The organism is Niabella hirudinis, assembly GCF_051201075.1.
GTDB classification, from domain to species: Bacteria; Bacteroidota; Bacteroidia; order Chitinophagales; family Chitinophagaceae; genus Niabella; species Niabella hirudinis.
Window position 1 is genome coordinate 1 of the sequence record NZ_JBPEHJ010000019.1, and the last position, 16,580, is coordinate 16,580.

The following is a 16,580-nucleotide window of genomic DNA, read 5'->3' on the forward strand; positions in this document are numbered from 1 at the left end:
ACCAGTTCTTAATTATTTTTGGTGACAGATTGAAGGTATAAGTTCTACGATTATTTTACCTCGATTTTAACTTACACACTTTTCGGGATACTCCCGAATTATATGTCAATACAGCTTCATTTCACCTTTCTATATTTTCACAAATTCCACTCTTCTGTTTTTGGCTTTTCCTTCTGCCGAATTGTTTGACGTTATAGGATTGCTTTCCCCTTTTCCTCCTGTTTGTATACGTAAGCCGCTAATAGTATAATTTTCGGTGATGTATAATTTCACCGCCTTTGCCCGCTTTTGCGAAAGTGTCAGGTTATCGCCCTCACTGCCATCACTGTCCGTATGACCTATAATTTTTATTATTAATGATGGATTCGTCACCATCGCTTCTCCAATTTGTTGGATTACAGGGTATGATGAGGGTTTTATTACATCACTATTTACATCAAATAAAATAGCATTGGTACTGGCTTTGCCTTTTTCCATGAGATCTTTTACCAACAAGCTGCGCGCATCTACATCTGCAGCCGCAATACGTATATTGCTTACATACATCGGTATTTCCGAAGCCGGCACTACGTAATTATTATTCAAGAAAAAATTATGGTACATATCGCTGGTAATCGCCCTCGGCAAATCAATGAGCTTGCTTCCATCCAAATAAAGCCGGATACGGGTTTTGTTGAGTGCTATTGCCACATGCAATACTTTGTTGGCATAACGGGTTAAAGGGAAATCGCTTTTATTGCCGATTATATCATTTTTCAGGCCATACTCTAATGTCTGCCCATCGCTTTCTGCATACCTGTTTAGGTTGATGAAAAAACGGTTGCTATAAAATAAATCTTGTTTCAATATGTCCTTTACCGGTGTTATTCCAAACTGAATAAATGGTGTGGATTGCTGTCCGTTAGCTTTTAAAAACAGGTCAAATTCGATAGTAAGGTTTTCGGGCAATGCCTTTTTCATCACTGGATTTACTATCGAATTATGCACTACACCCAGCCATTTTCCTTCTAAGCCTTTAATAGTTACCACCTCGCCACTTCCGTTGGTGTTCCATTGTACCGGAAAGTCACCCAAAGCATCTTGCGAAAAGTCATCAGCAAAAATGACGGAATTGCCGGGTACAAAATCTGATTTCGAATTTACTTTTCCTGGTGTTTGTGAAGCCTCTTTTTTTGTATTGTCATCGCTTTTATTTTTTTTCTTTTTAAAAAGACCATCAATACCTTCCTCTATCTTATCCAAACCCTTGTCAATACCCTGGTCTACCCGATTATTTACCCGGTTTTCGGCTGCTTGTCTGGTCCTTTTTGCAGGGTCAATCACTTGTGCGTTGGATATAATGGCCACAGTTGCCATCATAATTAGTAATACGAATTTTCGGTTCATTTTATAATAGTTTTACTTTTTATAGAAAGTTTGTCAATCTTACGGCTTACTTAACAATGTATTCGTATGTGTGGGTTTCAGGATCACTCCCAGGTCTATTGTATGTAGCCTTGATAGGATAACCTTCTTCGTTATATACATAAGTGAAACTACTTGTGCTCCCTAAATCTTCATCCTTAATGGACAAAATATTATTTTCATGAGGTGTAATCGCATGCAACTCGTCAAACCCAATAGGGCCAAGAAACCCCGTTGGATAAAAAGTGTATATTGCCTTTTTTGTGTCGTATGCCAATGTATGACGTACAACCACTTGCCAGCTTTCATCCGTATTGTTAAATGTATAGTACTTTAGCTCCTTGGTGTTTTTGGTTCCGGGTATAAAAGAATATTCTATTTTGGAAGTATTAGCTCCGGCTCCATTCTTCATAATCAAGCTCATTCCCGACGTAGTGTGCAAATAGGAAGCAGAAAAAAGTAGTTCTCCGCTTTCGGCAGTTTGGTTCATTTTGTTTATTGTGCCATCCGCATTATAGGAAACCACGAATTTATAGCCTGGGTTTGACGGGTCGGCGTAATCTTGTTCGTAGGAACTTAACTGGCCTTGCGTATTGTAGTGGAACAGAAAGCTAAGGTACAGGCCGGCAAAGTTATAGGTGGATTGCCTGGCCATACGCCCTTGCGCATCGTACTCAAATGTGGTGTAAGATTCTTCGCTTGTAATTATTTTAGAGAGGTATACTTTCTTTTGAGGTAAGTCAGGTGTTCGGTCTTTCTTGCGGCAAGAAGTAACGCTAACAATTAAAACAAGCAAAATGGCTGATGCTAATATCCTTTTCATAGTGATTTTTTTTGAAGGTGAATAGTATTTTTGTTGATTAAGTCGTGCATGTAAATTCGAATAGCTACCTATCGATTAAAATTAATTTTAGCAGATGAAAAGCTATATGGCTCACAACTGCAATCGCAGTTCCGTTTTTCAAAACTGAGTGTAGTCCTATTTTCCATTTTTACGAGTATAGAGATATCGGTCGTGCTGCCACCCAGAATATTCTTGGGTTCGTAGCAATAAGTTTGCCCATCGGGTGTAACGGTAGCAAAAGTTCTATTGACAAGTCCGGTAGCAAAGCCGCCATCGTTGACATCGGCAGTACCGACGCCATACACGCCACTTGCCAGACCTGGTACTGCGTTTCCAATAGAGATGCGCAATTTATTTGGCTGTATATTGTCCTTTACAAAAGCAATATGTTGATCTTCTAGATCTCTGGCTGCGCCTTGTTTGTACCAATTGCCCTGTAGTGTACCGGCAATATCTAAATTATATGCTCCGCAAACAGGGGCTTCGGTTCTTCTGATATTTCCGTTTACGTTACCCGTTTTGGCTTCCATAGTGTTTTTTGCGGAAGCAGCAAAAAAGTCGAGTGGACAAACAGGGGTGCTGTTTACCGATGCCCCCATATCTATATTATAACTTTGGGCAGTTGCGCCTGCCGTGGCTATTATATCGCCTGCCTCAACTTCTATGGAAACAGGTTTTCTGCAATATTCTATCGTGCTTCCTCCGGTAGAATACGTTTCGCAGACAGCATCGTTAAAATCATTTGCTTTTTCCATAATGGAGCTATGCAGGGTTGATAAATGTCCAAGAAATAAAACAGTGCCCGAAGGATTTCCAAATTCGATACGGTAGTCGCTAAAGCCTGTTGTTGTATTTCTAAACCGGGCAATTTGAAAAATATGTATGGCACCGGGTGCATATACATTTAGTTCTGTACCAGGATGGGCAAAATAAATATAGGTGTGTCTGGTAGGAAATGTATGCCCCGGAGGATTTAGATTTCCCAAGGGCACCAACCCCGACACTTTTTCAAAATCAACCGGTGCAAGGGTCAGGCTGTTTTCGGCAATGTTTGTGTTTACAGTGTCTTTTTTATTTTCCTTTTTGCAGGATGCAATAATTAACAACAAACCAAAAAGGAATACAGCAATTAATGTATTTTTTAAAAAAAATATTCCTGTTTTCATCGTACTGAGTTTTTGGGCGCCAAGGTTTACTTTTTAGTCGCAGTCGTATTCTCTAGCTGCTTTTTGATATGCTGTTAGTACTTTCCTTTTTTCTAGTAGTGCCTTTGATTTATCATTGGGGTATCGTCTTGTTATGGCCATCATTTCTCTTTTTGCCTTTTGTATTTCTATTTTAGTTTTATTGGCGCATTCAATAGCTTTTGACTGCCTTTGCGCCTCATTTTCTGTGGTTATTTTGCTGTTTTCCGAATTGCAAATCTTAATATCTGCTTCTATTTCTGCGCCTTTCAAACTGTATTCAGGGTCCTGAAAATCTATTAATGCGCCCAAACCAGAATTATTTATATCGTTAATCAAATTTCCCTGATTCATCCTTGCCAAAGCCTGCTTTTGTCTTTCCTGTTCTTGCTTACTCCATTCTTTCTTTGCCTGGTACAAGTATGCACAGGGTCCGGAATACGTTTCGGCGTCCAGCTCGGCTATTTTTTCATCGATACCAGTAACGGCTTTTTCGCTGATCCTGTTTTCGACAGCTATAAAGGGTGTTTTGTCTAACTGCAGGTCTATATCCTCCCATTTGGTAGCTTTAAAACTTCCGCCATCAGATGACATTTCTACAATCATCATAATGCCGTTATCGGTTTTTACATAGCCAATACCGGCGTAGCCCAGGAATCGTTTCAAATGAAATTGCCGGGGAGTAGAGCCGCCGCATAAATATATTGTGGGGGCCGATGTAACGGAGCCTTTGTAAGGTGCAGCCTGGAGGTTTTGAGGTAAAACATTTTTGCTGCTTCCAGATCGGCTTACAGAGGTTTTTTCAAAACCCCGGTTCGAACTATATGCAATGATGTCAGTATTCATTGTGACCTCATAATGCTCCAATTCCCCTTTCTTTTCCTGGTTGTAGTAGGTATAGTATAGGCCTGCAGGAGTATAATAAGAGAGTCTGAATTTTTTATCGTTTGTATTGAACGATCCATCGCCTAATGTGCCTGATCTACCGGTACGGGTGGCAATACTTCCATTTTGCGTATTGATATATAAATAAGTTTCGCTTTCACTTCCAGAACTGGTATTTAGAATCTCGATGCGCTTATCGAATCGTAATACGGTACTCGACACGTGGGCACTTGTTGGTGCTGACTCAGGTACTAGATACGGTACATTGATTAATGCTGCTAAATCAGGGGGAATGCGGGCGGGTGGTTGGGCCTGCACTACCATTGCCCAAAGCATACAAATGGATAGTATTGAAACAAATTGTTTCATCTTTTTATTTTTTTATATACTCATAGGTGAAAATAAGGCCGGTATTTGTAGTGCGTTTGGTGGGGTAACCATCACTGTTGTATTCGTAAGTATATGTATGTATTGATGGAGTACTCCCTGGATTTGTAACCGTAACTTTTTGATAATTATTTACCGATCTGACATAAGCAGTTTTGGGAAGCGATTCAGAGGCCACATGTTTATCATCAAAATCAGCATTTTCGGTTGTTGCCTGTAATTCCCCTTCGGTAGAATAGGAAAGCTGCCGGATGATATTACCTTTTGCATTTAAATAAAATTCAGTAACCAATTTCCGCTCACCACCACTTGGCGTACGGTAGGAGCTTACTTTACCCGGCGTACTATAGTCTGCTTCCGTTTTCGACTCCATTGTTGCTATACCATCGCCTACCCGGTAGGTTTCTATTTTTGTGAGCTGCCCGTTGCTGTTATAAAAATAGCTGTCCTTAAAATCACTTGTAGTTCCCGAATTATCAAAATATACATCTGCCAACTGCCCCGAGCTATTATAGGTATAAGTAGCCGTATAATCTGCTGAAGGGTCACCGTGGTTAACAGTATATCGGGTTGCCCTGTTATTTTCATCATAAGAATAAGTAGTAACGGAGGTTGCCGTTATGAATTTTGACAGTAATGTTTTTGGGCTTGGTGGTTGCGTTTTGTCTTTCTTGCAACCAGTCATTAAAACAGCAGCAATAGCTACTAATGTGAGGAATATGGTTTTTGCTTTCATGATTATTTCATTTGATCGCCTGATAATATTCTATCCATTTCCGGGAGTTTTATCAAAAGATCCGGTAAAAACGTCTTCACCGATTGTGAATTGTACAGCCAGCTCAGTAGCTGTTACAGTATTGATGGTGTAAATCATAGTACTTGCTCCCAGGGCTAATGACATCTCGGTATCTGAAATGAGCATCCATGTTCCCGAACGGGTAACATTTACTGCACATGTACCTCCGGTATCACTGTACTCTTCCAGGATAAAGTTTCCGTTAGCAAAAAGCCGTAGACTACCATGTTTTTCACATTCTGTGTAAGTGGCAAAAGATGAATGCTCCTGATACCAACGCCCATCGCCTGCAGTAAGACGTTCCATAGCGGTTGGTGGGGTGGTATCATCCTTGTCCTTTTTGCAGTTGGCTAAGCATAAAACAACAAATAGCAAGGCTGTAATTTTTAATATTTTCATATAGAAGAAATTTGATTCATACAAATTTCCTTCTTCTTATGCTTGCAAACAATTACACAATCGGGTAGTATGCTTACTCTACTTTTACTATTTTATGTATCAGGGCTTTGGCTACTGCTTCGGTAGCACAGTTAACGTGCAGTTTATGGTAAATATTCTGGAGGTGTTTTTTCACCGTGTCAATGGTTACGCCACACTCACCCGCTATCATTTTGTAAGAATGACCTTTTACCAACCATTCTAATATTTGCTGCTCCCTGCCGGTTAAATGGTATTCGGTTTTGCCTTTATCATTTTTCCTAAAAAAAGTAAAAACTTTTTTGGCAATAAACGGGCTCATTGCTGCGCCGCCTTCTGCCATTTCCTGTAACGACTGAATGAGTTTTAACGGATGGGTGTTTTTTAGCAAATAGCCATCTGCACCGGCACAAATGCTGTCAAAAATTCTTTGATCATCATCAAAAACAGTATGCATGACTACACTGCATGCGGGCGAAAAGGTCTTTGCCCTTTCCACGCCTTTAATACCACCAATACCGGGCATATCAATATCCATAATAATGATGTCGGGCAGATAATCTGCCAAGTCCTGCTCTACCCGATCGCAGTTTTGAAAACTGGCTTTTACTGCAAACTCAGGCACACTATCCAGCAATAAGGTAAGCGATTGGCATAGCTTTATATTGTCATCATAAATAAGTAAGGAATAAGCCATTGTTCAAAATTAATTATTCATGCTGCTAAAATCAATTACCCATTCAGGTAATGGGAAACCGTAACAAGACCTCCGTGCCTTTGCCTATATCGGATTGAATGGATAAAATACCAAGCAAAGCATTCGCTCTTTTGTGCATATTAATCAGCCCGTTCCCCCGATTTACTTTTTCTAAATCAAAACCTTTCCCGTTATCTTTTATTCGCAACACTAAATCTTGTTGCTGGCAAAATAAATGAATATTGGCTAATGTAGCTTGCGAATGCTTTACCAGGTTGTTGATGGTTTCTTTACAGAACAAATAAAAATTTCTCTTTTTATCTATGTCTAATTGCAAGCCACTTATCTGTTCCTCAAAATTGATTTCAAAATTGATATTCCTGCCATCAAACATATCGGCTGCATATCGCTTTACTCTTATTAAAAGTTGTGCCAAATCATCGTATTTCGGATTAACACTCCAGACAATATCGCTGATATTTTCGCTTACCTGTTGTATATCTTCAATAGATTTTTCCAGGTAGCTGTCGGCTATAGCAGGCGTTGTAATGTGATTCCTTGCCAGTTGATTCAGAATATTGATATTGCTTAACGAAGCGCCAATATCATCGTGCAGGTTCTCGCTAATGTGGTTGCGCATAGAAAGGATGGATGCCTGTTGCTCCAATTTCCTTTTTAGCTTATACCGGTTAAATCCTAATACAGCAAGTAATATCAGCAGTGCGGTAAGCCCTAACAACAGGTTGCGTATTAAGGTTTGGGTTTTGATTTGCTTATCCTGAATTGTTTTTTCCTGCTCGGCAATCAGCAGCTTTTGTTGATTATTGGTCACCATCAGTTTTTGCCTTTCCAATTCTTCTTCTTTCCGGAGCAGGGTTTCGGTTTGTAGTTCTTTCGTTTTGGAAAGCAGATCTATTTCTTTTTGTTTTCTTTCTGCCTCCGCTACATTTTGGGTTAAAAGCGCCTTTTGCTTTTCAATTTCCAACTGTTTTATTTTTTGCTGAATTTGTAATTGGTTTATTTCAAATTCTTTTTTCTCAAAATCAAAAGTGGATTGCAGCATAGCAATTTTAGTATCGGTTTCGCTATTGCTAATACTATCCCGAAGGGAAATATATTTTTTGTAGGCGATTAAGGCTTTTTCGTGATTTTTATGTGCACTATAAAAATTGGACAAGTATTGATACCCATTGCGCATTACCGTCTTGTTTTGAAGCGATGATGCCATATCGATTGCATTTGTAAAATAGCGGTCGGCACTGGCAGAATCGCCCAACATATTGCTATAAAATGCAGCCGCAATATACCTGTTGGAAGCGATGCCCAGGTTGTTGAGCTTTTTATAAATTGCAATAGCTTTCAGCTCCATATCCAACGCTTCTACTATTTTCTTCTCTTTGTTCAGCAACAGAGATTTTGTAATATAAACCTGCGCCAACCTTTCCTCATCGCCGCTTTTTTGCGCGGCGTCCATTCCCATGTTAATATACTTATTGGCTAAGTCATCCCTCCCTGTCTGCACATACATATTGGCCAGATTGCCATACGAAAGTGCCATATCGGCTGGGTCTCCTTGTTTTTCCCTTATTGCCAATGTTTTCAGTGCATAGTCAAAAGCTTCTTCATCTTTTTCTAAATTAAAATATGCAGTGGATAAATTGCTCATGGATTGCCCCAGTCCTTTCGCTTCGTTGCGTTGTTCGTAAATTCTGATCGCCTGCAAATAACAATCTATCTGCTTGTCCAATGCACCGGTTTCACCATAAGAAAATCCCAGGTCGTTATAAACCTGTGCCGTTGTAAGATTATTCTTTTTTTTATAAAAAACCTGCAATGCTTTTTGATAAAACTGATTTGCTTCTTTAAAGTTCTGCACCGCTGCCAGATATTTCGCATGGAGAAAATAAGCCCTACCCGAGTACTCTGGATTGTTGATTTCATCTGCAAAATTCAGCGCCAGGGAATCATAGTACCGCATCCCCTCCAATGCATTTAAATTGTACAAAGAGTCTGCCTTACTGATTATTGATGCTGCATCCGTCTCTAATTTCCCGCTCAACTGTGAAAAGGAAATGTTTTGAACGAAAATCAAAAAGACAGTAAACAAAGTTTTTGCATTGTGTTCTATGAATAAATAAATCAAAGTAGGCAATTGGGCATAAATTTAAAAAAAGAATCTCTGATTTTTTGTACAACTAATCGATTATTTTTCAGCCATTGGCATAAAAGACTGAATTATTCAACGATACCGATAGTTCCGTTTTAAAAGCATAGTCAGATAAACCAACCTGCTTTTGCTGTTGTTTCTTGGTGTCTTCAAAAAGAGAATCAACCCAAGGCTTTGTTCTAACATAATTCAACATTTTAAAGGTTTACAAATGTAGAAACAAAGTGCTTTTGAATCAAGTCGTTAAGGATGTTTACAGGTTGATATTTAAGTATTTATGTTATATTTCGTGGCACATTTTTTTGAATGCCTGATGTGCCACGATTCTGCCACAACTTTTTCGAGTGTTTTTGAAAATTTTGAATGTTTTTCCAAAAACGAAAAACCTGCAATCCTTTAGGGTTGCAGGTTTTATCAGCTTTTATCAGCTTTTGAAAGTTTTGCTTTGCTGTTAGCAAAGTTGGTCCGCGGAGAGAGAGGGATTCGAACCCCCGGACCTGTTACAGTCAACGGTTTTCAAGACCGCCGCATTCGACCGCTCTGCCATCTCTCCGCGGCAAAAGTAAGGGTTGGCAAATTGATGGCAAAAAAATGTGATTGATTTTTTTAGGCAACGCAGTTTATCTTCCCGGGCAGTGATGTTTATCTTAGAATCCGGATCCCTTTTGGCGCCCGTACCGTGGTGATCACCTTGCCTGTTTTATCTTTTACGTGCTTTACCCTTATTACGCCCAGCTTTGTCGGAAGCGTTCCTTCAGCAAAAGAAAGATCACCCAGGTGCGGTTCTAAACGAAATACATTCCCTCCGGGTTCCACTACTTTTAATCCCAAAACGTACTCCGATAGCCATACGGTGGGGCCTGATGCCCATCCATGGCAAAAACTATGACGATGGCCTACATAGCAGTAATCGCCATAGGTGGCATGGACATCTACTTTCCCTGCGGGTACCAGCTCATCAATCCGGGCGGCATTTTTCATCCAGTCAATATTAAAATCTTCCCAAAAGGTTGTAGCGCCTAAGTCCAGCATACCGCCCCAATATTCTTTAATAATATTCATTGCCTCCCTGTACTTTCCGGCTTTGGCCATCGCCTCCAGCATATAATACCCATAGAATGTAGAAAAGTTCTTTGCGCCTCCAACCGACAAAACGTCTGAATAGGCTTTACCCGGGTCCATCATTCCCACCAATGAAAGTAAGGCGGCGGCCTGCTTGCTGTTATTATGCGGCGGAACAACTTTCCGCATTTCTGCTGCTGTTTCGCGACACTGCTTTTCGGTTGCAGCATCCCCCAGGATGGCACAGAGATCTGCACCGCTCTCAAGGCTCCATATAGTCATGGCCTGCAAACCGGCATGAACGGCAACGGAATCCTTACTGGAAGGCCAGTCGAGAAACCGGTTTCCATCCATTTGCTCCCTTCCATCAACTACTTTACCGGCAATCTGTTTCAGTAAGCCCTGTAAATAGTCTTTTTGTTGCTTCAGGTAGCCAAGATCGCCATAATGCATATACCAATCGCGCTGGATGATAATCCACCACATGGAATAAGTGCTGATGCCGCTCATCCACCCCGGCAGGGGCGTGGTATTGCGCGCCAGGTCAAGGCTCCTGGGCACCACTTCGTTAAACCCAAAAACCGTATTCACGGTAGATACCTCCGGGTGGAGATCGCCTACCCATACCAACCGATCGCGCTTAATTCCGTCCCACAAGTAGTCCTGCATATTCTGATGCACGGTATAGGCGCCAACCTGCCAGATCTTATTGAGCCGCTCACTGCTACTTTTAAATGAACCCAGGTACGGAATATCCCGGTAGGTGGCGATTACGCGCACTTCTTTCAAATGTACTTCGGCATTTACATCCTGCAGATCGATTCTTACAAAGCGGAAGCCCGATTCCCCGGTTTGCACTTTTCCAAGCCAGGGTATCAATAAATTAAAGTCGCGTATAGCGTGATCATTGGTAGATCCGTGTGCACCCAGTTCGGCCATCGCTTCGCTCACCGACTCACCAAAACGGATATGTACCTGTCTTGGACTGTTGGAGCCGGGCCACATGCCCGTTATGATCTCCAACGCGCCATTCATTTCCCTTCCAAAATCCAGTAAAATACTGGCCGTACCTTTTTCAGCAGCTTTTAATATGACCACGTTGGAATTATTCAAACTGGCCTGCCCAATGCCTTCCTTCAATAACTGCTCTGCGCCACTAACCTGGCCTTGCTGCCAAACGATCCGCCTGGGGTATATATATTCTCTTGTAAGCGGGCTTTTCAATTTCTTTTCTGCCGGGTTTCCCTGCGCCACGGCCTTACCGGCCAGCCAATACCCTGCACAGAAACCAACAACGAGGAGCAATACTATTTTTTTCATTCTTTTATCTTTTAACAGTGCCTGCGCTTTTACCAAATCCGGATGTTTTTTTATTAATATACTTCAAGTGTTACCGGCCCCGTTAACCCCGCTTTGTGCAAGGGGCTATGGCCGTTATAAGGATTCACAATCGTCCATGTTTTTCTCTTTTCTTCCGGCAACCGCATGTCTCCGATCAGCCGGTTAACCCAGGTGTTTACTACTTTAACCTGCAACGTATTTTCACCATTGGTCAGGAAACCGGAGATATCCAGTTTATAAGGCGGCGTCCATACATTGCCCACCTCTTTGCCGTTAACCGAAACGGTTGCAACAGCCACCAGGGCACCCAGGTTCAGCATCACCTTCTGATTTTTGGCCGGGGTCAGCTTCGGAAGCAAAATTTTATACGTGGCGGCACCGGAAAAATACCTGATGGCGGAATCCCTGTGCCGGGACCAATCGATCAATGTATCCATTTTAGCAGTAAAGCGGCCGGTAACCGGGCTTTCGAAGGCCAGATCCCAGGTTCCGGACACGGGCATCATTTTTACCGGCCCCGGAAAATTGCGTTTTTCGTTGTGCTCCATTGGCTTTGATTTACGAAAAACGATAAAGGCGCTTTCAAATTGATCCAGCTCCAGCGGCACGGTGATCTGCCTGCCATTATCCGTAAACTCAGGCAACACCCGCATTGTTCCTTTTACACCATCCCACAACTCCGGCACCTGCCCGGAGGTCCTGAATTTGGGCATCGCGCTGATTTTCCGGTCAGACTGATTGGCTACAAAGTACAGCTCCCCATCTTTCAACCTGCGGTGGAGGTACACAACGGGGTCCTCTTTTTTCAACTGAACATCGGGGATCATTGAAAGGCGATCCATAACCGCTTCGAGTGTTAAGCCATAAAACACGAATCCTTTCCCATATTTATTTTCCGTTTTGACCTTCCCATCAACACCGTTCCATAGCTCAGCCCCCATTTGCTGCACTTCCCGGTCGGCCTCCGCATAATTTGCCAGGCTTGGCGAGCACTTGGGCTGGGGCCCAAAAATCACACCGCCGGCCTTCACCAGTGCTTCTACTTTACGCAACACTTCAGGCCTCATGGTTTCCAGCTTTGGCAGCACCAGTACCTTGTATGAAAGTCCATCCGGAAGGGTAAAGCGCCCATTTTTAAGGGCCACCCTGTTTAAAAGCACTTCGGCATTTATGTAATCAAAGGCATACCCTTTGGGGATTGCCGGGTCCTGCACACCCGTCATTTTGGGAGCATCCTCACCAATAAAATAGGCCACATCGGCCACATAACGCCCCTGCTGTAACAGGTAGTTGCATCTTTTGAGGTAACGCATAAAACCACCCATATCATAAAACCAGGTGTTAAACCGGTTAAATTCATTGCCAAACCAGGCATTTACCCCAGGCAGTTTTCCCTCATAGGGCTGGTGAATATATACATGCAGCAACGTGTTATTAATTCCTTCAGCAAAGAAACGATCGCCCCGTTCCTTAAACATAGCCGGGTACCGGCCAAACGTATTGCCCGCAGCAGTAAACGATTCGGCCGACACTTTTGTTTTTCCGTAAATATGCGCCGCAGATGAAGCCGCCCGGTTTTCTATATTTCCCAGCTCACCCTCGCTCCAGAACTCGCCTCCGATTTCATCCGACTGGCCGCCATACTGCAGAAACTCCCCCGGAAACCCCCAGTGTCCATAGTTTTCCAGCCAGATCGTTAACCCATGTTTATGACTGATATCGCGCAGGCCGCCTACATACTCATACGCTACCATATCCGCAACAAGCCGGCGTACATCCCACAAAAAACGATCCGACTGCTCCTGGCTGCCAACGATGAATCCCTGGAACACCGGCGAAAAAGGCACCGGATCATAGCCGTAAGCTTTTTTAAATTTTGCAGCAAAGGCATCGGTCCAGTTTTGGCCACCGGTCTCATAACTGTCCTGTACGGCCACTTTAAATGACTTGCGGTCCTGCTCCGGTATACGCCGTAAAATCTCCCCCAGGAAGGCATCAAAATGCGCCAGCACATGCTCCCGGTTCATTTTATCCACTTCAAGCCCTACGCCCTCCGGGCTGGCGGGGCCATTTGTTACCCCGGTAGGCATCATTCCTGAATTTAAGATGATCCATTCCCCCGCCGGAACGTCCCACGCAAGCCCCCCCTCCTGATTAACAAGGGCTGTAAGATTCAGCACATCCTGCGGTTTTATTATATAGGCGGGATCCTGTACCACGGCCTGCGAAGCCCACTGGTAATCGTGCCAGTAAGGAAGCGGTGTTGGATGCATGCGCACCAGCGTTTTCTCCTTAAAGCGCTCTACACGCGGAGCTGCGGCAAGCTCTACTTCAGCGATACCTCCATCGCCCTGCACATTTTTGATCAGCATTTTATATTCCCCTGCTTCCACCGCATCGAAAGAAACCGTTACCGGGGCAAACTGTTCAAATCCCACATTGAGATTGTTATTGCTCCGGTCTAACCGGAACGATCGTACTTCTTTAAATCCATTTCCCTTTTTTGCCTCCAGCACTATATCAAAGCTCATATTACGCTTACCCGGATACACCGTCAGGCTTCTTGCAGTAAAAGCCTCTTTGGCCGTAATGAGGAATTCATTCTCCTTACCTTTTGCTAAAAACACCTCGGTGCTCGTGTCTCTGTCAAATATATTTTGCAGTTTTTGACCATTCAGATTGGATTGCAGCCGGGGATTCAGCGCGGCAATGGTGCGACCATAATCCTTTGGCGCACGAAAAGCTAAAACCTGTACCGGCTGAAAATCCCTGCCCGGAAAAGGCAATTTAGCTTCGAAACGACGCCCCCCGGTTACCAGTGTATCGCTCGTTGCCAGGTAACGCATAGCCTGGCGGGGTTTTACCCAGGGGCCGCCGGACTGACTCCATCCCGGGCTATTAAAAATACCGATATCAATGTTGAGTTCGGTGGCCGTTTTTAATGCAGTATGTAAAATATCCCACCACTCATCGGTAAAAATTTTTACTTTACCATAGGCATTTCCCGGCAGATCACTTAAACCAATATTACCAATGAAGGCCCGGTTAATACCAACCGCTTTCATAGCCCGGAGGTCCTTAACAACCCCCTCCTTTGACAGGTTATCGGATATCCAGTACCAGTACACACTGGTTTGGATGGAATCAGGAGCTGCTGCAAACACATGCTCCATGTTTTTCCAGTCGCTGCTGTTCTTTTTAGCAGTGCCGCACGCTGCGATCCATAAAAAACACAACCCCACCAGGTATCGATGGCAAACTCTCATAATAAATATTTCTACGGTTCTTACAAAAAATCAAATTTAAGACGGACTACCGTCCTGTTTTCGCCTGTATGAAGGCACCACAACGGTTATTTAAGGCGCAGCAGCAGATTCATGCGCCCTCCCGGCGCCGCATCTCCGTTGATATACCAGTCCAGGGGGTCCGCTTTCTGCATATTATCCGACCATTTCAACTCTAAGAAATCCTGCCCACCGGCAATCGCCAGCATGGAATATGGAATTGTTATCATCAGCTGGTTCCCCTGCATCGTGAAGACTACCGTAGCAATCGTTTTCCATGCCTGGTTCACATACTGCTGCAATTGATTGCCGCAAACCACCCGGTAGTCATACCCCAGCCAGCCGGAGGCATAGGATTGGTCGGTGTTGAGCCAAAGCGTCATCCAGTTGTCGCCTGCAACAGCCGTTAACGCATCAACGGTGCTTATATAAAAATACAGCTGTTTTCTTCCGGCAACCACCTTCATAGTTTTCAGGTCATTCCTCCCGGTAGTATTAGAATAAACGACCGCAGGTTCTGTTTGGGCTCCCGAGTGTGAGCGATGTGCTGCATCACCGGTATAATCTTCATATACCGCCGGCACGTTTTTCCAGCTGCTCCAGCTTCCTGTAAATCTTTTTTTAACCACCGGTAAAATTGCGGTGGTTCCTTTGTACCGGCGTATATTGCCGGCAAGCTGCATATAGTAGCTATCACGCAATCCTGCGGTTAAGGAAGGCTCTATATCCCTGCTGTACTCCGGACTGGCCTGATCTACAAATAGCGCATGGTTTTTATTCCCCGATTGCCGCCGCCATTTACCCGCAATCCATTCATTCCATCCTGTAACAAAAACAAAGGGAACATCCTGGCTAATGGCAAAATCCCACTGCTCCTGTATATTGTACCCATAGTGCAGGTCTTTTTGCGGGTTGCCGGGCACTCCGTTCCGGAAACTGCGCCCCCAGTTTCCGGAACGGCCATAAAATGCGGACCCCCCCATTGAGGCATCCAGGTTGGGATGTTGCGCAGTAGAAACGTTAACGATCTCCTTTTGTCCTTTTTTGTTAAAATATACCTGCTGCGGACGCCGGAATTCGATCCAGGGCCAGCCGTTTTCTTTCTTTGCTTCATTGGGCCATTGCGACTCTCTGAATGTAAAGAAATGTTCATAATCCGTACCCTTTGCTTCGGCAGACAATCCGATTACCAGGGGTTTCCCGTCGAGATAAAACCAGCAATGCGGGTAACGATGCGGCGCACCCTCCCGGTAATACGCATCAAAGAGGCCCTGCATGGTTTTGCCGGAAGCAGTATTTGTATAATATACCACTTTGGGCGGCGTTTTCCCCTGCGCCCTAACGGCCTCTATCGCTTTAAAAAGAGCATCCGATTGTGTTGGATAAATCAGCCCATTGGTAGCATCAATCACCAGGAAATCAACACCGGCATCCGCCAGTAACTGTACATTTCTCAAATGTACCCAATAGTCATCGCCCCGGTAATATCCGTATACGGGCATTCCCCAAAAATAATACCTGCCGGCAATACCCGCGCCTCCCCCCCAGCCGGGATCATTAAAATCCTGGAAAACATCGGGTGTTTTGCTGTATATTTCACTAAGATCCCAAACGCGTTCCGCTGTTTTTGAGTGCACATCTCCCTGCCACAGGAAATAAAACATGCCTACCTGCTTACCATGTTTTACATTACCAACCACATTGTATTGCGGCAAAACCCTTCCCAGGTCATCCACGCCACCAAGCGCCTGGCCCCGGGCAAAAAATCCCAGGCTGCATAAAACAGCAAAGCAGATCAACAATCGTATCATCCGTTATTCATTTTTTCAATGGCAAATCCAGTATACTTCCTGCAGGATACAGCGATGCACGAATAAATAACATTTATGCCATATAACCATCCTGTACCTACCTGAGAATAACTTATTTACCACTAAAAAGAGGCTGTATCAAAAGTCGCTGTTTTGTCATGCCGTCCCGATGGCGATCGCATGCGCGTCAGGTTAAGGGAATGTAAGCATGCCGGCAAATCTGCGCTATTAAAGGCTTTGAGGGGCATAGCCCCGGATAGATTTTAGAACGTCGTGCTTCAGCGCGATGTTAGCAGCGAAA

At 43.7% G+C, this 16,580-nt stretch carries 11 protein-coding genes and 1 tRNA gene; all 12 read right to left on the reverse strand.

The window, feature by feature from the left end; translation table 11 throughout:
* Positions 1 to 129: 129 nt before the first annotated feature.
* Complete coding sequence (locus GGU45_RS21130) at positions 130 to 1,386, reverse strand: OmpA family protein (RefSeq protein WP_435228180.1); 1,257 nt, start codon at positions 1,384 to 1,386, stop codon at positions 130 to 132.
* A 46-nt stretch (positions 1,387 to 1,432) separates the two neighbouring features.
* Positions 1,433 to 2,227 carry a hypothetical protein gene (locus GGU45_RS21135; protein ID WP_435228181.1) on the reverse strand — a complete coding sequence of 265 codons (795 nt, stop codon included), beginning with the start codon at positions 2,225 to 2,227 and terminating at the stop codon, positions 1,433 to 1,435.
* Between the two features lie 68 nt (positions 2,228 to 2,295).
* Positions 2,296 to 3,414: a hypothetical protein gene (locus GGU45_RS21140; RefSeq protein WP_435228183.1), complete on the reverse strand. Its 1,119-nt coding sequence runs from the start codon at positions 3,412 to 3,414 to the stop codon at positions 2,296 to 2,298.
* Between the two features lie 33 nt (positions 3,415 to 3,447).
* Complete coding sequence (locus GGU45_RS21145) at positions 3,448 to 4,686, reverse strand: hypothetical protein (RefSeq protein ID WP_435228185.1); 1,239 nt, start codon at positions 4,684 to 4,686, stop codon at positions 3,448 to 3,450.
* A 4-nt stretch (positions 4,687 to 4,690) separates the two neighbouring features.
* On the reverse strand, positions 4,691 to 5,440 hold the full coding sequence (locus tag GGU45_RS21150; protein WP_435228186.1) for a hypothetical protein: 750 nt from the start codon (positions 5,438 to 5,440) through the stop codon (positions 4,691 to 4,693).
* Positions 5,441 to 5,470: 30 nt separating this feature from the next.
* The gene (locus GGU45_RS21155) at positions 5,471 to 5,899 is read right to left on the reverse strand and encodes a hypothetical protein (protein ID WP_435228188.1); all 429 of its coding nucleotides are present in this window, start codon (positions 5,897 to 5,899) and stop codon (positions 5,471 to 5,473) included.
* A 73-nt stretch (positions 5,900 to 5,972) separates the two neighbouring features.
* Positions 5,973 to 6,614 (reverse strand): response regulator, encoded by a 642-nt coding sequence (locus GGU45_RS21160; protein ID WP_435228190.1) that lies wholly within the window; start codon positions 6,612 to 6,614, stop codon positions 5,973 to 5,975.
* A 43-nt stretch (positions 6,615 to 6,657) separates the two neighbouring features.
* Entirely contained in the window at positions 6,658 to 8,673 is a 2,016-nt protein-coding gene (locus GGU45_RS21165) for a tetratricopeptide repeat-containing sensor histidine kinase (RefSeq protein ID WP_435228191.1), read from the reverse strand.
* 576 nt (positions 8,674 to 9,249) lie between these two features.
* Positions 9,250 to 9,334: transfer RNA gene (locus GGU45_RS21170), tRNA-Ser, on the reverse strand.
* Positions 9,335 to 9,423: 89 nt separating this feature from the next.
* On the reverse strand, positions 9,424 to 11,163 hold the full coding sequence (locus GGU45_RS21175; RefSeq protein ID WP_435228192.1) for an alpha-L-rhamnosidase-related protein: 1,740 nt from the start codon (positions 11,161 to 11,163) through the stop codon (positions 9,424 to 9,426).
* Between the two features lie 53 nt (positions 11,164 to 11,216).
* Positions 11,217 to 14,450 carry a glycosyl hydrolase gene (locus GGU45_RS21180; RefSeq protein WP_435228194.1) on the reverse strand — a complete coding sequence of 1,078 codons (3,234 nt, stop codon included), beginning with the start codon at positions 14,448 to 14,450 and terminating at the stop codon, positions 11,217 to 11,219.
* Positions 14,451 to 14,536: 86 nt separating this feature from the next.
* Complete coding sequence (locus GGU45_RS21185) at positions 14,537 to 16,279, reverse strand: hypothetical protein (RefSeq protein ID WP_435228196.1); 1,743 nt, start codon at positions 16,277 to 16,279, stop codon at positions 14,537 to 14,539.
* Between the last annotated feature and the right edge of the window lie 301 nt (positions 16,280 to 16,580).